The following is a 20,234-nucleotide window of genomic DNA, read 5'->3' as shown; positions in this document are numbered from 1 at the left end:
TGTCACAAAACGGTACCCGCCCGGGGAGGCGGATGGGAGGGGCCGAGCCCCACGAGCGGGTAAACGATGGGCACCCGCCCGTGGTCCGTGCCTCACTCACCACCGGCGGCCTCACCCAGGGTGACCTCCAGCGTCACTTCGTCACCGTCGCGTTCCACGGTGAGGGCCAGTTCGTCGCCGGGGCGGTGGCTGCGGATCCTGACGATCAGCTCGTCCGCGCTGCGCACGCGGGCGCCGTCCACGGCCGTGACGACATCGCCGTCCCTGATGCCCGCCGCGTCGGCGGGGCTGCCCGGCTCGACGGCGGTCCCGCCGGTGGAGCTGCCGACGCGGGCGCCGTCGCCCAGGTAGCCGGTGTCGAGGGTGACGCCGATGACGGGGTGGGTGGCGCGGCCGGTGTTGATCAGCTGCTCGGCGACGTCCCGCGCCTGGTTGACGGGGATGGCGAAGCCGAGGCCGACGCTGCCGGCGCCCCCGGCGTCGAAGCCGCCCGAGTCGCCGGTGCGGATGGCGCTGTTCACGCCGATCACGCGGCCGTCGAGGTCCACGAGGGGACCGCCCGAGTTGCCCGGGTTGATGGGGGCGTCGGTCTGGAGCGCGTTGACATAGCTGATGTCGGAGCCGTCCGCCTCCTCGCCGCCCGCGGTGATCGGCCGCTCGGTGGCGCTGATGATGCCGGAGGTGACGGTCCCGGCGAGGTCGAAGGGCGCGCCGATGGCGACGACCGGGTCGCCGACGCGGACGGTGTCGGAGTCGCCCAGTTCGACGGGCGTCAGCCCGGTGACACCCGTCACCTTGACGACGGCCAGGTCGTACCCGGCGTCCTGGCCGACGACCTCGGCGCGTGCCGTCTCGCCGCTGGCGAACATGACCTGTATGGCGCCGCCCCCGCCGGCGGGGCGGACGACGTGCGCGTTGGTGAGGATGTGGCCGCGGTCGTCGAGGACGAAGCCGGTGCCGGTGGCGCCCGCGTCGCTGCCCGAGACGTGCAGGGTGACGACGGCCGGCAGCACGGCGTCGGCGATCCCGGCGATGCTGCCGGGCTCGGGCGGGGTGTCGCGGCCCTCGGTGCTGGACAGGTGGACGTCGCTGAACGCGCCGTTCCGCTCCAGGTACACGCCGACGACGCCGCCGAGGACGCCCGCGAGCAGCGCCAGCAGGGCTGCGCCGGCGACGAGGCGGCGCGCCCCGGGGAGGCGGCGCGGCGTGTCGGTGTCGGCGGCGTCGGGCTGGACGGTCCAGACGGGGTGCGGAGCCCACGGGTCGTAGCGCGGGGAGCGCGGCGGCGGCGCGCCCGGCAGGACGGTCCCGGCCGGGGGCGTCGGCTCGGGCCGCTGCACCGGCGGGGCGGGCGCCCAGGGCCCCGGCTGCCCGTACGGCGGGGTGCCGTACGGGTCGTGGCCGGGGTGGTCCTCCTCCACGGATGCGGAGTCGCGCTGTTCCTGCTGGTCCCGCTGGTCCTGCTGTTCCTGCTGGTCCTGTGGCCGCTGGGAGCCGGCCTGAGGGCCGGGAAGGCTGTTTCCCTTGTCCATGGCGGTGTCCCCATCGTCTGCGAGCCGTCCGTGGTCCCCGTCCCCGTGGGTGCATTGAACCAGGTCGGGCGGTCCGGATCAGCGGGGGCTCACGGCTCCGGAGGTGCCGGGGGCGGGGGCTGTGGGGGTCGGGGCGGGGGACGTGCCGTCGGGTGACAGCGCGCCCGGCGGGGTGACGGCCAGGGGCGAGACGGCCGGGACGACGACCGGATCGGGTGAGAGCGCGATGCCGGGGACGAGCAGGGAGTCGGCCGCGAGGAGCGGTGCGCCGGGCGGGGGCAGCTGGCCGCTCGGCGCGAGCGGGCCGAGGGGCGCGCTGAGGGAGCCCGGCTGGGAACGGCTGCCGCGGCTCTCCTCGTCGGCCCGTCCGGCCGTCGTGCGGAACGACGCGGTGCTGGCCGGGCCGTTGCCCGCCGCCACCGTGCCGGCCGAGCCCGGTCCGCCGGACGAGCCGCCGACGCCGGAGAGCGCCCCGCCGATGGCGAAGGCGGCCAGGGACACCGCGCCCGCGGCGGCGAACGCGAGCCGGTGCCCGCGGTGCGCGCGCGCCGGTTCGTGGATGCGGAAGCCGCGGTCCGTGTCGAGCGCGGCGGGGGCGAGCAGCGAGCCGCGGTCCCTGCCGCCGGGCAGCAGGCCGAACGCGAAGGCGCGCTCCGCACCCGGGCGTTCGCCGCCCCGGGACAGGGGTCCCCCGGTGAGCCCGCCGCCCAGGGAGTGGCCGAACGGGTCGGGGTCGCCCGGGTCGCGGGGACCGTCGGGGCCCCCGTCGTCCGCCGCCGTCATGGCGGGCAGTCCCTGGAGGCGCGCGAGGAGGCCCGCCGAGGGGGCGGGCGGCGGGGTGGTGGCGAAGGCCGACTTGAGCGCGCGCTGCGCGTCCGCCTCGGCCTTGCAGCCGGGGCAGGTCGCCAGGTGCGCCAGGACACGGTCACGGCTGTCGTGGGACAGCTCGCCGTCCACGAGGGCGGCGAGGCGGTCCCCGAGGTGCCGGTCGGCGCACCCGTGGCCGGAAGAGCCGGAGGGGGTGGAGGGGGTGGTCGTCACACCGCCCCGCTTTCCGGCCCGGCGGGCGCGGCGGTCAGGACGGACTCGTCCGCCTGCTGCTCCCCGGCGGCCGCCTGGGCACGCGGGGAGCGGTGGCGCAGGGCCTTGCGCAGGTGCGAGCGCCCGCGGTGGATGCGGCTGCGCACCGTGCCCAGCTTGACGCCGAGCGTGGTGGCGATCTCCTCGTAGCTGAGGCCCTCGATGTCGCACAGGACCACGGCGGCGCGGAAGTCGGGCGCCAGGGTGTCGAGCGCCTGCTGGATGTCGGCGTCGAAGTGGGTGTCGTTGAAGTGCTGCTGCGGTGTGGGCTCGCGGCTGGCGAGCCGCTCGGCCGCGTCCTCCCCCAGGGCGTCGAACCGGATGCGCTGCTTGCGGCGGACGGAGTCGAGGAACAGGTTGGTGGTGATGCGGTGCAGCCAGCCCTCGAAGGTGCCCGGCGTGTAGGTGGACAGCGAACGGAACACCCGGACGAAGACCTCCTGCGTGAGGTCCTCTGCGTCGTGCTGGTTGCCGGTGAGGCGGTACGCCAGCCGGTAGACGCGGGTGCTGTGGGTGCTGACGATCTCCTCCCAGCTGGGGGGTGCCCAGCTCTGACCATCGGGCACCGTGCCGAACGTCGCGACGGCGGTGGTGGGGCCGTCGGTGAAGTCGGCAGTGGTGTGCGCCCGATCGGCGTCAGCGGTGTCTGTCACGGAATTCGGCCCGCCGGACGTCCGCAGAAAGCGCCTGAGCACTTTCCGCCCCGTGGACGTGGCCGCACCTCCCCTGTCGGCTCTGGTGGTGTCCAGTGGAGTCCCTACCATAGCCACCCCGCCCGTTAGCTCCGGATAAGCATTTTCGACCGGCTTTGACCGCGGACATCGGGTCCGCGGGCCGTCCGGTTGATCCAACGAGCGGTCCGGGCGTCCTGTTCCCGCCCGGAGTCGCTACAGTCAAAGCGCGTGACAGACGGGGACAGGAGAGGGCCATTACCGGCAACCGGCTGAGGAGCTGGGCGTTCGCCGAGGCGTATGGCGAACCGGACGCCGACAGCGCCGGGGGGACGGCCCTGCGGTGGGCCCGCGAGCGGGCGCGGGAGGCCGGGGTGCGCGCCGTGTCCCCGGGCACCGGCGACGCCCTGCGGCTGCTCGCCTCGACGGCGGGTGCGCGGGCGGTCGCGGAGATCGGCACCGGCACCGGCGTCTCCGGCCTGTACCTGCTGCACGGCATGCGCCCCGACGGGGTGCTGACGACCGTGGACATCGAGCCGGAGCGGCAGCAGTTCGCCCGGCAGGCGTTCCGCTCGGCCGGCTTCGCCGCGAACCGTGCGCGCTTCATCCCCGGGCACGCGCTGGACGTGCTGCCCCGGCTGGCCGACGGCGGGTACGACCTCGTCTTCTGCGACGGCGACCGTCTCGAATGCCTCGAATGCCTCGCAGAATCGTTGCGGCTCCTGCGTCCGGGCGGGCTGCTCGTCTTCGCCGGGGTGTTCGCCGGGGGCAGGACCGTGGACTCGGCCGCGCAGCCCACCGAGGTGCGGATGCTGCGCGAACTGCTGCGGACCGTCAGGGAGAGCCGGGAACTCGTGCCGGCGCTGCTGCCCGTCGGCGACGGCCTGCTGTGCGCGACCCGCGTCTGAGTCCTGGCGCCGAACAGACCGGAGAGAGACTGACGGTGGAGCCGTCGAGCGGTCTGGTGGTGAAGCGGTGGAACGGATCGGAAAATCCTGCGCAGCCCTGGGTCGTGCCGGCGAACCGGCGGGAGAACCGCTACGAGGAGATACGGAAATGCGGAGACGGCCGGCGCGAACGCTCAGCCGGTCACCTTCTTGAGCTCCTCGTCGAGGGCGACCGCTTCGTCCGGGGTCAGCTCGACGACGAGTCGGCCACCGCCTTCGAGCGGAACGCGCATGATGATGCCCCGCCCCTCCTTGGTCACCTCAAGCGGACCATCGCCCGTCCGCGGCTTCATGGCCGCCATGCTCGTTCCCCTTCCTGAACCAGCCCGTCTCCACCGGCGACCCGAGGACGAGAAGCCAACGGACACCGGCGTCGAACACATTGCTCCACTCCATTATCCCGCATGGAACGTCCCCCTGACCAACATTGGGTGGTATCCCTTCGGCAACGCGCGCGCGCAAAACCACTCAATTCGGCGATTGACCGTGATACTCCCGTTGTCCGCGCCATGCTGAAGGACATGGACGACACCGTGCTGTACGAAGTGACCGAGAGTCTCGCGACGATCACACTGAATCGACCGGCACAGCTGAATGCCCTGAATGTCACGGCGAAGGAAGCACTGCTGCGCGCACTCCGCGCGGCGGCCGCGGATTCCGCGGTACGGGCCGTTCTCCTCACCGCCAACGGCCGCGCGTTCTGCGTCGGTCAGGATCTCGCCGAGCACCGCGACGCCCTCGCCCGCGAGGAGCGGCCGGGGGACGCCATGGAGACCGTGGCGCGGCACTACGGGCCGATCACCCTCGCGATCGCCGCCATGCCCCGGCCCGTGGTCGCGGCCGTCCAGGGCGCCGCGGCGGGCGCGGGGCTGGGCCTCGCCCTCGCCGCCGACCTGCGGCTCGCGGCCGCGAGTGCCGCATTTCACACCGCCTTCGCCGGGATCGGCCTGACGGCCGACTCGGGCCTCTCCTGGACGCTGCCGCGCGCGGTGGGCGCCGGGAGGGCCGCCGAGCTGCTGCTCGACCCGCGCCGGGTGGACGCGGCGGAGGCGGAGCGGATCGGGCTCGTCCAGCGCGTCGTGCCCGACGGGGAGCTGGCGGCGGCGGCGCGGGAGACCGCGCTGCGGCTGGCGGCGGGCCCGACGCTCGCCTACGCGGCACTGAAGCGGTCCCTGGCCTTCGGGGCGTCGCATCCGCTGGCGGAGACGCTCGACGAGGAGGCGCGGCTCCAGCGGGAGGCCGGGGCGTCGGCCGACCACCGGGCGGCGGTCGGGGCGTTCCTGCGCAAGGAGCGGCCGCGGTTCGAGGGGCGTTAGCGAGGGGCGTCCCCGCCGGGCCGTCCGTCCCCGTACGCGCCGTCCCCGTACGCGCCGTCCACGAAGGCCGCGTCCGCCGCCGCCCGGTCGTCGTCGGCGAAGCGCTCCCCCGCGTACGCCCCCGGCCCGGCGTCGGCGCGGCCCGGGTCGTCGTCGGCGGCGGCGGCGCCACCGGCCGGGGCCTGGTGGTCCAGCGCGAGGGCCTGGGCGCCGGCGAGCGCCGTCTCCAGCTCGGTGATGCGCGCGTCGCGCTCGGCCAGTTCCGCCGCGAGCCGGTCGAGCACGTCGTCCACCTCCGCCATGCGGTAGCCGCGCGCCGCCACCGGCAGCCGTACGCGCACCACGTCGGCCGGGCCGACGGGCCGGTCGCGGGGCAGCGGGTCGTCGAGCCGGTCGGGCACCGCGTCCACGAGGCCGCCGGTGACCGGGCCGCCCGCGCCGTCGCCGCTGCTGAGCACCGCCAGCGTGACACCGGCGATCACCAGCACCATGGTGGCGATGAGAATCCAGAACACGCGCGTCCCCTTCGTCGGTTCTTCCCCGCCGCGCCGCCGTGCGGCGCTCCGATCGTCGCACGTCCCGGCGCGGCCGGGTGCCCGGACGGCCAGGTAGGTTCGGGACAGGCCGGGACCGCGGGCCCCGGCGGACTCGAAGGAGCGGAGAACTGAACGGCATGCTGCGCCTCGGAACCGCGACGTTCCCCCCGGACGAGCCGGTGGTCATGGCGATCGTCAACCGCACGCCCGACTCGTTCTACGACCAGGGCGCCACCTTCGCCGACGGCCCGGCGCTCGACCGCGTCGCGCGCGCCGTCGGGGAGGGCGCGGCGATCGTGGACATCGGCGGCGTGAAGGCGGGCCCCGGCGCCGAGGTGGACGCGGCCGAGGAGATCAGGCGGACGGCGGGGTTCGTCGCGGCCGTGCGCGAGCGGCACCCGTCGGTCGTGATCAGCGTGGACACGTGGCGGCACGAGGTGGGCCGCGCCGTGTGCGAGGCGGGCGCCGACCTGCTGAACGACGCCTGGGGCGGCGTGGACCCGCGGCTCGCCGAGGTGGCCGCCGAGTACGGCACGGGCCTGGTGTGCACGCACGCGGGCGGCGCGGCGCCCCGGACCCGGCCGCACCGGGTGGCGTACGACGACGTGATGGCGGACGTCCTGGACGTCACGGTCGGCCTGGCGGAACGTGCGGTGGCGCTCGGCGTGCGCCCGGACGGCGTGCTCATCGACCCGGGCCACGACTTCGGCAAGTCCACGCGGCACTCGCTGGAGGCCACGCGGCGGCTCGGGGAGATGACGGCGACCGGCTGGCCGGTGCTGGTGTCGCTGTCGAACAAGGACTTCGTCGGCGAGACGCTCGACCTGCCGGTCAGGGAGCGGCTGCTGGGGACGCTCGCCACCACCGCCGTCTCCGCCTGGCTCGGCGCCCGTGTCTACCGGGTGCACGAGGTCGCGGAGACGCGGCAGGTGCTCGACATGGTGGCCTCCATCGCGGGCCACCGGCCCCCGGCGGTGGCCCGCCGGGGACTGGCCTGACGGCACGCGCCGGGCAGTCAGGGCTCCGTGACGAGCGCGATCGCCTCGTCCACGTCGTCCGTGACGTGGAAGAGCGCCAGGTCGCGGTCGGACGCCTTGCCCTGCGCGACGACGGTCTCGCGCAGCCACGCGGCGAGCCCCGCCCAGTAGTCGGTGCCTACCAGGACGATGGGGAAGCGCGTCACCTTCCTGGTCTGCACGAGGGTCAGTGCCTCGAACAGCTCGTCCAGCGTGCCGAGTCCGCCGGGCAGGACGAGGAAGCCCTGCGCGTACTTGACGAACATCGTCTTGCGCACGAAGAAGTAGCGGAAGTTGACACCGATGTCGACGTACTCGTTGAGGCCCTGCTCGAAGGGCAGCTCGATGCCGAGGCCGACCGAGACGCCGCCCGCCTCGCTGGCGCCCCGGTTGGCGGCCTCCATCGCGCCGGGGCCGCCGCCGGTGATCACCGCGAAGCCCGCCTCGACCAGGCCGCGCCCGATGCGCACGCCCAGCTCGTAGTCGGGCGAGTCGGGGAGCGTCCTGGCCGAGCCGAAGACGCTGACGGCCGGGCCGAGTTCGGCCAGCGCGCCGAAGCCCTCCACGAACTCGGACTGGATGCGCAGCACCCGCCACGGGTCGCCGTGCACCCAGTCGGACGGGCCCCTGGTGTCCAGCAGCCGCTGGTCGGCCGTGCCCGCGACGACCTGGTCCCGGCGGCGCACCACCGGGCCGAGGCGCTGCTCGCCCCGTTCCGTCGTCGCGCCCGCGCGCTCGCGCGCCGCGGCCTCGTCCGCCGCCGCCGAATCGGCCGGAACGCCCTCCGGCACGCCCTCGGGACGGTCCGCACCCGGCTCCGCGCTGCCGTTCATGCCGTGCTCCTCACCTCGTGGTACTCCCCCGCTCGGGCCGTACCGCTCGTCTCACCCGTGGTCTCCCGCCGAGTACCCCTCAGGCCGTCAGCCAGGCGCGCAGCCGTTCCTCGCAGCGCAGCACCTGCCGCGTGTCCACCCGCTCGTCCCGCTTGTGGGCGAGATTGGGGTCACCGGGACCGTAGTTCACCGCGGGCACGCCGAGGGCGCTGAAGCGCGAGACGTCCGTCCAGCCGTACTTGGGGCGCGCCGTGCCGCCCACCGCGTCGATGAACGCGCGGGCCGCCGGGTGGCCGAGGCCGGGGAGCGCGCCGGGCGAGTGGTCGTCCACCGTGAACTCCTCGACGCCGCAGTCCGCGAAGACCTCGCGGACGTGCGCGACGGCCTCCTGCTCGCCGCGGTCGGGCGCGTAGCGGTAGTTGACGGTGACCACGCACTCGTCGGGGATGACGTTCCCCGCGACGCCGCCCTCGATCCGCACGGCGTTGAGCCCCTCGCGGTACTCCAGGCCGTCGATGACGGGGCGGCGCGGCTCGTACGCGGCGAGGCGGGCGAGGACGGGGGCGGCGGCGTGGACGGCGTTCTCGCCGGTCCAGGACCTGGCCGAGTGGGCACGCCTGCCGGTGAGCCGCAGCAGCATCCGCAGGGTGCCCTGGCAGCCGCCCTCGACCTCGCCGTCGGACGGTTCGAGGAGGACGGCGAAGTCGCCCGCGAGCCAGTCGGGGTGCGCGGCGGTGAGGTGGCCGAGGCCGTTGCGCTCGGCGGCGACCTCCTCGTTGGCGTAGAAGACGAAGGTCAGGTCGCGGTTGGGGTCGGGGACGGTGGCGGCGACGCGGAGCTGGACGGCGACGCCCGACTTCATGTCGCAGGTGCCGCAGCCCCACAGCCGGCCGTCACCGTCGAGGCGGGCGGGAACGTTCTCGGCGATGGGGACCGTGTCCAGGTGCCCGGCGAGGACGACCCGTTCGGCGCGGCCGAGCGCGGTGCGGGCGACGACGTTGTCGTCGTGCCGGTCCACGCGCAGCCACGGCAGGGTGCGCAGAGCGGACTCCACCGCGTCGGCCAGGGGCTTCTCGGTGCCGCTGACGGAGGGGATGTCCACGAGCCGCGCGGTGAGCGCGGCGGCGTCCAGGCCGAGGTCGAGGAGTGGCGGTTCCATGGCCTCACGGTACCCGGGCGCGGGCGAGCGCCCTCGCCGCCGGAGCCACGGGGGGCGGGGAACGCGCCGGAATACGGGCCGCATTCGCCGTGCCCGCCGCTGGGGTGCGGACCGGATAACGCGGCGGTACAGATGTACGGAAATACGTCCACGCGGGTACGGCAAACGGAATACGGCGCGTTCCGCGGCGCTTCGGACAACGGCCGGGAAAGTCGGTCGAAACCGCGGCCGTTGACACGCGGCGCTGACGTCACGTCAATTCGAGTACGGGCGCCGCGCGCGCCGCCGTCCGCCGAATGCGCCATTACGCGCCCGGATTACGCGCGGGGCGGCAATTTCCCATCGCGTCGGCGCATTGCCAATCCTTTACCCTCGCGGGCCGCAACCTCCCGCCGCTCCCGGCCGATAGGCACTGCGCGGCCGGGACTCAGCCCCGCCGCTCCCCGACACCCCGGCACACACCCAGCACCCCCAAGCACCCCCAAGCACCCCCCAGGCAGAGGAGCACCATGCCCAGCTCGTCCACCCCCCGGCAGCCGTTCGCCCGCCGGGTCGCCAAGGCGGCCCTCCTCCTCGCGGCCGGTGCCGCGCCGGTCGCGGGCGCGGCGGGACAGGCGGCCGCGGCCGGTTCCGAGCAGCCGCTCGCCGCGCCGCTCGCGGGCCTGCAAGGCCTGGAGAGCGCGGGCGTCGAGCAGACGCTCGACAACGTGACGACCGCCGCGAACGGCGTGGTGAACGAGATCGGCGGCGAGGCCGTGCGGGCGGTCATGCCGGTCGCCGGCCCGCTGGCCAGGGACCTCGCCGCCGACACGGGGCGCACGGCGGCCACGACGGTGCGCGATGTCGTCGGCACCCCGGAGGAGGCCCGTACCGCGTCCACCGAGCTGGGCGGGGCGGCGGCGACCGCCGCGCTGCCGGACACCCAGGACTTCAGCCTGCTGCGCAGCCCGCTCTGATCCGTTGCCCCGCCGGGCCGTGGCAGCACGCCGCGGCCCGGCGGCGGTTCAGGCCAGCCGCCGCACGGCCGCCGCGACGCGCTCGTCGGTCGCCGTGAACGCGACCCGGACGAACCGCTCGCCCGCCGCCCCGTAGAACTCCCCGGGCGCCACCAGGACGCCCAGCTCACTCAGCCACCCGACCGTCGCCCAGCAGTCCTCGTCCCGCGTCGCCCACAGGTACAGCGACGCCTCGCTGTGCTCGACGCGGAAGTCCCGCGCCTCCAGCGCCCCGCGCAGCGCCGCGCGCCGGGCCGCGTAGCGCGCGCGCTGCTCCGCCACGTGCCCGTCGTCGTCCAGCGCCGCGGCCATCGCCGCCTGGACGGGCGCGGGCAGCATCATCCCCGCGTGCTTGCGCACCGCGAGCAGTTCGCCGAGCACCGCCGCGTCCCCCGCGAGGAACGCCGCGCGGTAGCCCGCCAGGTTCGACCGCTTGGACAGCGAGTGCACCGCGACGACACCCGACGTGTCCCCGCCGCAGACGTCCGGGTGCAGCACCGACACCGGGTCGGCCTCCCAGCCCAGTTCGAGGTAGCACTCGTCGCTGAACACGAGCACGCCGTGCTCCCGCGCCCACGCGACGGTCTCGCGCAGTTCGTCCACGCCCAGGACGCGGCCCGTCGGGTTGCCCGGGGAGTTCAGCCACAGCAGCCGCAGCCCCGCCGGGTCGAGTTCGGCCGGCTTGCCGCGGTAGGGGACGGGCTCCGCGCCCGCGAGCCGGGCGCCCACCTCGTAGGTGGGGTAGGCGGGTTCCGGGTAGGCGACGCGGTCGCCGGGCCCGAGGCCGAGTTGCGCGGGCAGCGCGGCGACCAGTTCCTTGGAGCCGATGACCGGCAGGACGTTCCGTTCGTCGAGCCCGGCCGCGCCGGTGCGGCGCGCCAGCCAGCCGAGAACCGCCTCGCGCAGCCGCGCCGTGCCCCACACCGTCGGATATCCGGGGCTGTCGCTCGCGTCGGCGAGGGCGCGCCGCACGAGCGCGGGCACCGGATCGACGGGCGTGCCCACCGACAGGTCCACGATCCCGTCCGGGTGCGCGGCGGCGGTGGTCTTGGCGGGCTCCAGGCGGTCCCAGGGGAAGACGGGCAGCCGGGCGGAGACGAGGGACACGGGGTGGCTCACTTCTTGCGCGGAAGGGGGGACGGGCGGGTGCCCTGAAGCGCACGGGTCCCGTACGGCAGTCGCCGCACGGGACCGGTGACGGGCGTGGTGACGCCGGACGTCACTCGTCGTGGCTCTGCGGCGGCAGCGCCGCGATGAAGGGGTGGTCGCGCTCGATCAGGCCGAGCTTGCTCGCGCCGCCGGGCGACCCGAGGTCGTCGAAGAACTCGACGTTGGCCTTGTAGTAGTCCTTCCACTCCTCCGGGGTGTCGTCCTCGTAGAAGATGGCCTCCACCGGGCAGACCGGCTCGCAGGCACCGCAGTCCACGCACTCATCGGGGTGGATGTACAGAGCCCGCTGACCCTCGTAGATGCAGTCAACAGGGCATTCCTCGATGCATGCCTTGTCCTTCAGGTCGACACAAGGCTCCGCGATGACATAGGTCACGCTGTCTGTCCTCCTCGTTACGGTGGCGGCTGACCGCCGGGGCGCGCGGGGCGCGGCGTCGTCGGTGCCCGCCTTAGTATCTCCGGTCCGGGCCCCGGGAGGCCAAAGAGGGGGCGGGCAAGAGGACGGAGTTCACCGTGGGCGGACAGCTCGTCGTGCGCATCACCCCTTCTGACGTGGGGAAACGGGTGTCGGTGCGGTCGTTGACGGGTCCGGACGAGCCGGATGTGACGTTCACGGACACCGTCGGCGTGCTGACGTCGTGGCAGGACGGGGTGGTCGGCGTCACACGGCGGGACGGCCGGATCGTGCGGCTCGCGGAGGCGGACCTCGTGGCGGGCAAGGTGGTGCCGCCCGCGCCGCCGCCGCGGCGCGGCGTCCCGGCGGCGGACGTGGCCGAGCTGACGGCGGTCGCGGCGCGCGGCTGGCCCGGCGAGGAGACCGGACGGGTCGGCGACTGGCTCGCCCGCGCGGGCGGCGGCGGCTGGACGCGCCGGGCCAACTCGGCGGTGCGCACCGGCCCCGCCGAGCCCGACACCGGCGCGCTCACCGCCTGGTACGCGGCCCGCGGCCTCCCCCTCGTCCTCCAGCTGACGACCGACGGGCCGGGGAGCAGCGGCGCGGACGCGCTGCTCGCGGCACGCCTCGACACGCTCGGCTGGGCGGCGTCGGGGCACAGCGTGACGATGGTCGCCCCGCTGGCCGCGCTCGCCGACCGCGCGCCCGACCCGCGCGTACGCGTCGGGCGCGCGCCGTCCGACGCGTGGCTCGCCGCCTACTCCCGTACGCGCGAGAACCCGGCGGGCGCACGCCGGGTCCTGACCGGCGGGCCCTCGGTGCTGTTCGCCTCGGCGCCCGCGGACGGGAACAGCCCGGCGGCCGTCGGACGTTGTACGGTCGACGGCCGCTGGGCCGGTCTCGGCGCGATCGAGGTGGGCGCGGCGCACCGCCGCCGCGGCCTGGCCACCGCCCTCGTGGGCGAACTCGCGCGCGCGGCGCTCGCCGAGGGGGCGAGCGCCGCGTACCTCCAGGTCGAGACGGACAACGCGCCCGCCCTCGCCCTGTACGGACGGCTCGGCTTCACGGCGCACAGCCACTACCACTACCGCGCGGCGCCCCGCGAAGGCTGACGGCCTGTCCGCCCGCACCGGGGAGGTACGGGCGGACGGGCCGTCGTCGCCGGGACGGGCACGGTCAGTTCGGGTCGAGGTCCACGACCGCGACCCGCGCCGCCGGGTCGGTCTCCCGCAGCGCCGTCCGCAGCGCGCCCGCGACGTCCTCGGGCATCACGGGCGTCTGCGAGCCGTCGCCGCGCGTGACGAGGACGGTCTCGAACGTCCCCCCGTACAGCGCCGCGAGGGCTTCGAGGTCGTACGTGTCGACCAGCGTGCCGTTGGCCGGGGCCATGCCGATGAACTGGTAGATGGAGTTCTCCGGGCTGAAGTCGATCTCCTGGTCACCGGCCCTGACCGTCACATAGCCGGACATCGCCGGTTCCGCGAAGTCGGCCATGGCGGCCCGCACCTGCTCCTCGCCGATCGCCGGCTGCTGCTCGGTCATGGGCAGGTCCACAACGCCGTCGCCGGTCCCGGCCGCGCGGTCGCGGAAGGCGGCCTCCACGGCGTCGGCCGCCGCCTCGGGATCGACGCCGAGCCCGGGACGGCCCGCGTCCGCGATCGGGCCCTCGGGCGTGAACGTGATGCTGCCGTCGACCGGGCCCGAGCCCGCGCTCTCGGTCAGGTCGCGCAGCGCGACCGTCAGCTTCTCGCGGTCCACGGCGACGACCGCGTCCTGCGGGTGCTCGGCGCCGAACAGCGAGCCGTACACCGCGACCGGGCTGTAGTCCTGTCCCGAAACGCTCTCGGCGGTCGCCTCCGCGTCCACCGACAGGCCGGCGACGCTGGGCTTCAGCTCGACCTCCTGGTCGCCGAGCCGCAGGACGAGCGGTTCGTTGTTGGCGGCCTCGAAGCTGCTCTCCAAACGGTTCTGCGCCTCCTGGGTGGAGAGGCCGCCGATGTCCACGCCGAGGACGGTGGTGCCCTGCGGGATGTCGGCCGGGCTCAGGAACAGCCCGGCGCCGTACGCGATCACGGCGACGCCGACGAGGCCGACCACCAGCAGTTTCACCTTGGAACGGCCGCCCTTGCGCGCCTTCGCCGCGGGTTCGGCGGGCGGCGGCGCCGCCTGCTGCGGCGCGGGGTCGGCCGGCGGGGGCACGGCGGGTCCCGAACCGGCGGAACGGGACCCCCCGGTGCGGGGCCCGGTGGTACCGGGCGGAACGGGCGCGTCCGCGTCCGTGACGGGCGCCATCCGGCCGGTGGACTCCAGGTCCGCGATGCCCGGGGGCGGCGCGGGCGGGAACGGACCGCCGAGGTCCATCGTCGTACCGGCCGGGTCCTCGTCCTCGGGGCGCGGCGGCTGGCGGCGGGGCAGCGGCATGCTCCCGGTGACGGGCCCGCTGGTCGGGCCGACCGGGCGCGGCGGGATGCGCGGCACGCCCTCGGCCGGGGTGTCGGGGTGCTGCGGGAACCAGGGGTCCTGGCCGGCGCGCGGCTCGTGCTCCACCGGGGAACCGCCGCTGAGCAGCGGGTTCGGGCCGGTGCCGGGGGCGTGGTCCGGCTCGGGGCGGCCGAGCAGCGGGTTGGGGCCCGTGTCGGTGGCGGCCCGCGGCGGTACGACGGGGGTGGGCCCGGTGGAGGGTCCGGCGGCCGACCGCGCGTCCGGCACGCCGCCGGGCGGGGTGTCGGTGACGGCCGGGTGGCCCTCCGGGGGCGTGTCGGCGCGGGCGGGCGGCGGCGGCTTGCGCGGCTCGAACCAGGAGCTGGTCTTCTTGCCGGGCGCGGCGCCGGCGCCGGCGCCGTTCGCGGGGGCGGCCGGCCGGGCGGACGGCGGCGCGGCGGCGGCCTCGGGCGCGGTCTGGGCGGCGCTCGCGGTGCCCGCGCCGTCGGTGGCGTCCCTGGCGGCGGCGCCGTCGGGGCCGTCGGGGCTGTCCTGCACCGTCTCGCGCACCACGATGGGAGGGATCGGCCGGGACCCGGGGATGTTGATCCGGGCGCGCGTCGTCAGCGTGGTCTCGGTCTTCTTCTCCTCGGGCTGCGGAGCCGCCGGGCGTGCGCCACCGTCTCCTTCGCTGCGCTGGGGGTCCCCCCACCCCCTGGGACGGGGGGACGGATTGTCAGATTCACGACTCAAGGCAGGATCTCCCGGTTGGGCTTCACCGGCCGTCCCGGGAACACACCGGGACCGGGCGGCTGGCCCCACGATACTGGTGACGGCCGTGTGGTACGCCGCCCCCACAGGATTGGCACATCCGTGCAACACACCACGGGGGCGCACAGTCCGGCAACGGTACGGCGCCGCGCGGCGCGGCGCAAAACTTCGGCGGGCCGATCGCCGCCGATTTCAAGTATGCGCAGGTGAGGCGGTGTTGACATATCCGACGGTGCCGCCGCGCCCGCGTACGGGCGCCGGGCCGCCACGCCGGACGCCGCACACCGGTTCGCCACATCGCGCAGGCGTGCGAGACGTCACCGTGGCGCGCGCGGCACCTCCGGGACGGCGAACAGCGGGCGTTCCGACGGCGCGAGGGTCGCGGCCGCGGCGGCGACCGCCATGCCGCCCAGCAGGAAGAGGTAGCTGCCCGCGCCCGCCGCGAAGACGAAGTCGCCCTGCGGGCGGCTCGACGTGAGCGCGAGCACCGCGAGCACCCAGCCCGCGGCCGGCGCGCCCGCCCCGACCCGCGACCTGGTGACGAGCGCGCCGCCCCAGAACAGCCCGGCCGCGCCCGCGAGCGCGAGCAGCAGCCCGAGCGGGAACCAGCCGCCCTGCACCAGCGAGCCCGCGATCCCGGCCAGTGCGCCGAGCACACCGAGCAGCGCGTACACCGCGATCCTCACGACCGCACCTCCCCCGCCGCGCCCCGCGCGGCATCCAGGTCCAGGCCCGCGAACACGTCGGCCGCACCGGGCGGCACGGGCACCCCGGCGGCGAGCCGGTAGTACTCGGTCTCCCACAGCGGCTGCGCCTGCCCGTTGGAGAGCGCGAAGACGTCGCCCGCCACCTCGATCTGCGTCGCGTGGGCGGCCATCGCCGCCGCCTTGGCCGCGGCCTGCTCCGGGGTGCCGCGCACGGTGAGCGCGATCTCCTCGTCCGCCACGACGCCGGGGATCTCCGCGACATCCGCGACGCCCGCGAACCGCCCGGGTCCGGCCGCGCGCAGGGCGGCGAGCCGTTCGCCGGCGGCCCCGCGCGGCACGGCGGCCCACAGGACGCGCGGCACGCGGTGGCCGTGCCGCTCCGCCGCGATCTCCACTCCGCGCATGGCGGTGCGGTGGGCCTGGATGTGGTCGGGGTGGCCGTAACCGCCGTGCGGGTCGTAGGTGATGACGACGTGCGGCCGCACCTCGGCGACGACCGCGGCGAGTTCGGCGCCGGTCTCGTCGGGGTCGGCGCGGTCGAAGGCGGCGGGCCGCGCGTTCTCCGGCAGTCCGGCCATCCCGGAGTCGCGCCAGCGTCCCGGGCCGCCGAGGAAGCGGTGGTCGGTGACGCCGAGGGCGCGCATGGCGGCGGCGAGTTCGCCCGCGCGGTACGGGCCGAGCGCGTCGTCCCGGCCGGACGCGAGGTGGGCGAGCGCGGCCGGGATGACCTCGCCCTCCTCGCCCTGCGTGCAGGTGACGAGCGTGACCCCGGCGCCCATGGCGGCGCAGGCCGCCATCGTCACACCGGTGGTGATCGACTCGTCGTCGGGGTGGGCGTGCACCAGCAGCACCCGGGGAGTGACCGGACTCATGCCGGGAGCCTACGCCGGAGGCAAGTGCCGGGCGAAAAACAAGGGCGCCCGGCGGTCAGAAGCTCAGCTCGCTGATCATCCCCGCGACGCTCGACCCGAAGTCGCTGATGGCGGGCGCCACGTTCGACCCGGCGAGGTAGAAGCCGAGGAGCATGCACACGAAGGCGTGCATCAGGTTGAGCCCCGCCTTCCTGACCAGGAGGACGACGATGATGGCGAGCAGCAGCACGGCGGAGACGGAGAGCGCCACCGAGGATCACCCCTATAGTTCGGGCCCGTTCAGGGCAGCCGGCGACAGACTTCAGCGCGTGCTCGGGTGAGTGCTGCCCGTCACGTGCCATGGATCATAACGAGCGGGCGCGCGCGCACGGCCGGGTGCACGGAAGCAGAGAAGGGGCGCACGCCACCCGGCCCACGCCTGGCACCGGGGGGCGTCCGTGCTCGTGCACGGTTCAGGGCACGGTTCAGGGCACGGCTCAGCGCACGAGGGGGTCCGGCAGCACCGGTTCGGGGCGGTCAGCGGCCAGCGTGGTGCCGTCCTCGGGGAAGTGGCAGGCGGTGAGGTGGCCTTCGGCGTTCCCCCCGAGGCGGACCAGCGGCGGCTCCTGCTCGGCGCACACGTCCCGCGCCTTCCAGCAGCGGGTGCGGAAGCGGCAGCCCGAGGGCGGGTCGGTGGGCGAGGGCACGTCGCCCTGGAGCCTGATGCGTTCGCGCGGCGGCTCGGCGGGCGTGCCGTCCTCGCTCTCCAGCGTCACCTCGGGGACGGCCGACAGGAGCGCGTGCGTGTACGGGTGCCTGGGCCGCTCGTGGATCGCCTCGCGGTCGCCGATCTCCACGATCTTGCCGAGGTACATCACCGCGATCCGCTGCGAGAAGTGCCGGACGACGGCGAGGTCGTGGGCGATGAAGAGGAAGGCGATGCCCAGTTCCTCCTGCACCTTGCGCAGCAGGTTGACGACCTGGGCCTGGATCGAGACGTCGAGCGCGGAGACCGGCTCGTCGGCGACGATCAGCTTCGGTTCGAGCGCGAGGGCCCTGGCGACGCCGATGCGCTGCCGCTGGCCGCCGGAGAACTCGTGCGGGAAGCGGTTGTAGTGCTCGGGGTTGAGCCCGACCGTCTCCAGCAGCTCGCGGACGCGCGCCTCCCGTCCGCCGGGCGGCGCGATCCCGTTGATCTCCATCGGGCCGCCGATGATCGTGCCGACGGTCTGCCGCGGGTTGAGCGACGAGTAGGGGTCCTGGAAGATCATCTGGATCTCGGAGCGGATCGGGGCCAGCGCGCGGCGCGAGGCGTGCGTGATGTCGCGGTCCCGGTAGGTGATCGTGCCCGCGGTCGGTTCGAGCAGCCGGGCGAGCAGGCGGCCCGTCGTGGACTTGCCGCAGCCCGACTCGCCGACGAGCCCGAAGCTCTCCCCCGCGTGCACGGTGAAGTCGAGGCCGTCCACGGCGTGCACGGCGCCGACGGTCCGCTTGACCGGGAAGCCGCCGCGGACCGGGAAGTGCTTGGTGAGTCCCCGGACGGTCATCAGCGCGCTGCGGGCCCCGGCGGTCCCGGCCTTGGTCTCGGCGGTCTCGGTCGTCATCTGGTCCTCGGTCTCCGGTCCGTGCGTGCGGTGTGATGGCGGGCGGGGCTCACACGAGCCGGGGCCTGATGCGTTCGGTGAACAGGACGCGCTGCTGCCCGTCGGTGAGGTGGCAGGCGGCGCCGCGCCCCTCGGGCAGCGCGGGCCTGTCCCCGGTGCAGGAACGGTCCTCCGGCACCTCGTCACGGAAGGAGCAGCGGGGGGCGAACGGGCAGCCTGGCGGCGGGTTCAGCAGGCTGGGCGGCGTGCCGGTGATGGGCACGAGCTCCTTGCCGACATCGCCGCTGAGGCGGGGCATCGAGCTGAGGAGGCCCCAGGTGTACGGGTGCTGGGGGCGGCTGAGGACGTCGTGGACGGTCCCGCGTTCGACGGCGCGGCCCGCGTACATGACGAGGATGTCGTCCGAGACGCGCGAGACGACGCCGAGGTCGTGCGTGATCATGATGATCGCGGAGCCGAACTCCTGCTGGAGTTCGAGCAGGAGGTCGAGGATCTGCGCCTGGACGGTGACGTCGAGCGCGGTCGTCGGCTCGTCGGCGATCAGGAGGTCGGGGTCGCAGACCAGGGACATGGCGATCATGGCGCGCTGCCGCATGCCGCCGGAGAACTGGTGCGGGTAGTCGTCCACCCGGCGCTGCGGGCTGGGGATGCCGACCCGTGCCAGCATCTCGATGGAGCGCTCGCGCGCCTCGCGGCGTCCGGCGCCCTTGTGCTTGCGGTACGGCTCGGCGATCTGCTGCCCGACGGTGTGGTACGGCGAGAGGGCCGTCAGCGGGTCCTGGAAGATGATGGCGATCCGGTTGCCGCGCAGCTGCTCCATGCGGCGCTCGCGGGCGGTGACGAGGTCCTCGCCCTCCAGCAGGATCTCGCCGCTGATGTCGGCGACCCTGGGGTTGTGCAGGCCGAGGATCGCCTGGTTGGCCACGGACTTGCCGGAGCCGGACTCGCCGACGATGCCGAGGGTCCGGCCGCGCAGCACGTCGAACGACAGGCCGTCCACCGCCTTGACCGTGCCGTCCTCGGTGGCGAAGCGCACGCGCAGGTCCCGTACGGACAGGAACGGTTCGGCGTCCGCCCCGGCGTCCGTCCCCGTGCCCGGCCGTGGCGTCGCGGCGGGCTCTGTGGTGGTCACGTCGTCAGCTCCCTTGCGCTACGCGAGCCGTACGCGCGGGTCGATCAGCGCGTAGCAGGCATCGACGATGATGTTGAACAAGACGATCATCAGGGCGGCGAAGAGCATGACGCCCATCAGCATCGGCAGGTTGGACTGGGTGACCGAGTCCACCGCCAGGCGGCCGAGGCCGGGCAGGGCGAAGGTCTTCTCGGTGATCATGGCGCCGCCGATCAGCGACCCCATGTCGATGCCGAGGACGGTGACGATCGGGATCAGCGAGCCGCGCCAGGCGTACCGGAAGAAGACGGTCCGCCGTCCCATGCCCTTGGCGCGCGCGGTCCGCACGTGGTCCTCCTGCAACTGCTCGACGAGCGAGGCCCGGGAGAGCCTGGTGTACTGCGCGGTGAAGATGGTGGACAGCACCAGCCAGGGCAGCAGCAGCCCGGCGAACCACTTGCCCGGGTCGTCCGAGATGGGGAAGTAGCCCGGCTGGGACAGGATCTGGTTGTTGTAGACGAGCAGCGCGAGCGCGAGCGGGCCGAGGAAGTAGATCTGCGCCGAGCTGAGCACGAGGGACGCCGAGCTGACCGAGCGGTCCAGCAGGGTCCCGCGGCGCCAGGCGGCGACCATGCCGAAGGCCAGGCCCAGGATCAGGAAGACGACGGTGCCGCCGGCGGCGAGGGACACCGTGGTCGGCAGCCGGTCCAGGATGGTGTCGAGGACGGGCCTGTTGTCGCGGAAGGAGAAGCCGAGGCAGGGTGCCGGGCAGCTCCCGGCGGGGAACTCGCGGCCGGCGAAGATGCCGATCATGTACTCCCAGTACTGCTGGGGGATCGGCTTGTCGATGCCCAGGTTGTGCTCGACGACGGCGAGCTGCTCCTGTGTGCAGACGCCCTTGCCGCAGGCGAGCAGCGCGGGGTTGCGCGGGATCGCGTAGAAGAGGAAGAACGTCACGGCGCTGATGATCAGCAGGATGGCGAGGGCGCCGAGGGATCGCCGCAGGATGAATCTGAGCATCGGGTCGCAGCCTTCGGTTCGTTGGCCTGGGGTGGCGCCGGGTGGTGCGGGGCGGGGGGGGGGGGGGGGGGGGGGGGGGGGGGGGGGGGGGGGGGGGGGG

At 74.8% G+C, this 20,234-nt stretch carries 21 protein-coding genes; 5 read left to right on the top strand and 16 right to left on the bottom strand.

What is annotated here, in order from left to right:
• Positions 1 to 92: 92 nt before the first annotated feature.
• The 3 genes from ACL02R_RS11895 to sigE form a co-directional block, all read right to left on the bottom strand.
• Positions 93 to 1,532: a trypsin-like peptidase domain-containing protein gene (locus ACL02R_RS11895; RefSeq protein ID WP_412796838.1), complete on the bottom strand. Its 1,440-nt coding sequence runs from the start codon at positions 1,530 to 1,532 to the stop codon at positions 93 to 95.
• A 78-nt stretch (positions 1,533 to 1,610) separates the two neighbouring features.
• The gene (locus tag ACL02R_RS11890; RefSeq protein WP_412796837.1) at positions 1,611 to 2,573 is read right to left on the bottom strand and encodes an anti-sigma factor family protein; all 963 of its coding nucleotides are present in this window, start codon (positions 2,571 to 2,573) and stop codon (positions 1,611 to 1,613) included.
• The gene (gene sigE, locus ACL02R_RS11885) at positions 2,570 to 3,376 is read right to left on the bottom strand and encodes an RNA polymerase sigma factor SigE (RefSeq protein WP_412796836.1); all 807 of its coding nucleotides are present in this window, start codon (positions 3,374 to 3,376) and stop codon (positions 2,570 to 2,572) included. Before sigE ends, ACL02R_RS11890 begins: the two co-directional genes overlap by 4 nt.
• Before the next feature lie 104 nt (positions 3,377 to 3,480).
• Here sigE and ACL02R_RS11880 point away from each other — a divergent pair, with 104 nt between their 5' ends.
• Positions 3,481 to 4,191 carry an O-methyltransferase gene (locus tag ACL02R_RS11880; RefSeq protein WP_412796980.1) on the top strand — a complete coding sequence of 237 codons (711 nt, stop codon included), beginning with the start codon at positions 3,481 to 3,483 and terminating at the stop codon, positions 4,189 to 4,191.
• A gap of 173 nt (positions 4,192 to 4,364) precedes the next feature.
• Here the strand turns inward: ACL02R_RS11880 and ACL02R_RS11875 are convergent, their stop codons facing one another.
• A complete protein-coding gene (locus ACL02R_RS11875; protein ID WP_019434894.1) occupies positions 4,365 to 4,532 on the bottom strand; it encodes a DUF3117 domain-containing protein in 168 nt (55 codons plus the stop codon).
• A gap of 219 nt (positions 4,533 to 4,751) precedes the next feature.
• On the opposite strand from ACL02R_RS11875, the gene ACL02R_RS11870 reads away from it, so the two are divergent.
• Positions 4,752 to 5,546: an enoyl-CoA hydratase-related protein gene (locus tag ACL02R_RS11870; RefSeq protein WP_412796835.1), complete on the top strand. Its 795-nt coding sequence runs from the start codon at positions 4,752 to 4,754 to the stop codon at positions 5,544 to 5,546.
• On the opposite strand, the gene ACL02R_RS11865 is transcribed toward ACL02R_RS11870, so the two are convergent.
• Positions 5,543 to 6,061, bottom strand: a complete 519-nt coding sequence (locus ACL02R_RS11865) for a DivIVA domain-containing protein (RefSeq protein WP_412796834.1) — start codon at positions 6,059 to 6,061, stop codon at positions 5,543 to 5,545. The genes ACL02R_RS11870 and ACL02R_RS11865 overlap by 4 nt on opposite strands.
• Positions 6,062 to 6,219: 158 nt before the next feature.
• On the opposite strand from ACL02R_RS11865, the gene folP reads away from it, so the two are divergent.
• The gene (gene folP, locus ACL02R_RS11860) at positions 6,220 to 7,080 is read left to right on the top strand and encodes a dihydropteroate synthase (RefSeq protein ID WP_412796833.1); all 861 of its coding nucleotides are present in this window, start codon (positions 6,220 to 6,222) and stop codon (positions 7,078 to 7,080) included.
• Between the two features lie 17 nt (positions 7,081 to 7,097).
• Here folP and ACL02R_RS11855 read toward each other — a convergent pair whose 3' ends face one another.
• Both ACL02R_RS11855 and dapE read right to left on the bottom strand, forming a co-directional pair.
• A complete protein-coding gene (locus ACL02R_RS11855) occupies positions 7,098 to 7,931 on the bottom strand; it encodes a TIGR00730 family Rossman fold protein (RefSeq protein WP_412796832.1) in 834 nt (277 codons plus the stop codon).
• A 79-nt stretch (positions 7,932 to 8,010) separates the two neighbouring features.
• Positions 8,011 to 9,090 (bottom strand): succinyl-diaminopimelate desuccinylase, encoded by a 1,080-nt coding sequence (dapE, locus tag ACL02R_RS11850; protein ID WP_412796831.1) that lies wholly within the window; start codon positions 9,088 to 9,090, stop codon positions 8,011 to 8,013.
• Between the two features lie 509 nt (positions 9,091 to 9,599).
• On the opposite strand from dapE, the gene ACL02R_RS11845 reads away from it, so the two are divergent.
• Positions 9,600 to 10,046 carry an ATP-binding protein gene (locus tag ACL02R_RS11845; protein WP_412796830.1) on the top strand — a complete coding sequence of 149 codons (447 nt, stop codon included), beginning with the start codon at positions 9,600 to 9,602 and terminating at the stop codon, positions 10,044 to 10,046.
• 48 nt (positions 10,047 to 10,094) lie between these two features.
• Here ACL02R_RS11845 and dapC read toward each other — a convergent pair whose 3' ends face one another.
• Together dapC and fdxA are read right to left on the bottom strand one after the other, a co-directional pair.
• Positions 10,095 to 11,192, bottom strand: a complete 1,098-nt coding sequence (dapC, locus tag ACL02R_RS11840) for a succinyldiaminopimelate transaminase (protein WP_412796829.1) — start codon at positions 11,190 to 11,192, stop codon at positions 10,095 to 10,097.
• Between the two features lie 112 nt (positions 11,193 to 11,304).
• Positions 11,305 to 11,631, bottom strand: coding sequence for a ferredoxin (gene fdxA, locus ACL02R_RS11835; RefSeq protein ID WP_362966107.1), 327 nt, complete (start codon positions 11,629 to 11,631; stop codon positions 11,305 to 11,307).
• Between the two features lie 137 nt (positions 11,632 to 11,768).
• On the opposite strand from fdxA, the gene ACL02R_RS11830 reads away from it, so the two are divergent.
• Entirely contained in the window at positions 11,769 to 12,761 is a 993-nt protein-coding gene (locus ACL02R_RS11830; RefSeq protein ID WP_412796828.1) for a GNAT family N-acetyltransferase, read from the top strand.
• 64 nt (positions 12,762 to 12,825) lie between these two features.
• Here the strand turns inward: ACL02R_RS11830 and ACL02R_RS11825 are convergent, their stop codons facing one another.
• From ACL02R_RS11825 to ACL02R_RS11795, 7 genes are all read right to left on the bottom strand, one after another.
• On the bottom strand, positions 12,826 to 14,643 hold the full coding sequence (locus tag ACL02R_RS11825; RefSeq protein WP_412796827.1) for a hypothetical protein: 1,818 nt from the start codon (positions 14,641 to 14,643) through the stop codon (positions 12,826 to 12,828).
• Between the two features lie 515 nt (positions 14,644 to 15,158).
• Positions 15,159 to 15,527, bottom strand: a complete 369-nt coding sequence (locus ACL02R_RS11820) for a DUF6113 family protein (RefSeq protein WP_412796826.1) — start codon at positions 15,525 to 15,527, stop codon at positions 15,159 to 15,161.
• A complete protein-coding gene (gene mshB / locus ACL02R_RS11815; protein ID WP_412796825.1) occupies positions 15,524 to 16,420 on the bottom strand; it encodes an N-acetyl-1-D-myo-inositol-2-amino-2-deoxy-alpha-D-glucopyranoside deacetylase in 897 nt (298 codons plus the stop codon). The genes ACL02R_RS11820 and mshB overlap by 4 nt, the downstream gene beginning before the upstream one ends.
• A gap of 55 nt (positions 16,421 to 16,475) precedes the next feature.
• On the bottom strand, positions 16,476 to 16,670 hold the full coding sequence (locus ACL02R_RS11810; protein ID WP_362966117.1) for a hypothetical protein: 195 nt from the start codon (positions 16,668 to 16,670) through the stop codon (positions 16,476 to 16,478).
• Between the two features lie 226 nt (positions 16,671 to 16,896).
• Positions 16,897 to 18,003: an ABC transporter ATP-binding protein gene (locus ACL02R_RS11805; protein ID WP_412796824.1), complete on the bottom strand. Its 1,107-nt coding sequence runs from the start codon at positions 18,001 to 18,003 to the stop codon at positions 16,897 to 16,899.
• Positions 18,004 to 18,052: 49 nt separating this feature from the next.
• Complete coding sequence (locus ACL02R_RS11800; protein WP_412796823.1) at positions 18,053 to 19,135, bottom strand: ABC transporter ATP-binding protein; 1,083 nt, start codon at positions 19,133 to 19,135, stop codon at positions 18,053 to 18,055.
• Positions 19,136 to 19,153: 18 nt separating this feature from the next.
• Positions 19,154 to 20,134: an ABC transporter permease gene (locus ACL02R_RS11795; protein WP_412796822.1), complete on the bottom strand. Its 981-nt coding sequence runs from the start codon at positions 20,132 to 20,134 to the stop codon at positions 19,154 to 19,156.
• Positions 20,135 to 20,234 lie beyond the last annotated feature (100 nt).

It is taken from the genome of Streptomyces sp. MS19, assembly GCF_047200595.1.
GTDB lineage: Bacteria > Actinomycetota > Actinomycetes > Streptomycetales > Streptomycetaceae > Streptomyces.
The sequence above is the reverse complement of the archived record's forward strand: the minus strand, read 5'-3'. Positions and strand labels throughout refer to the sequence as shown.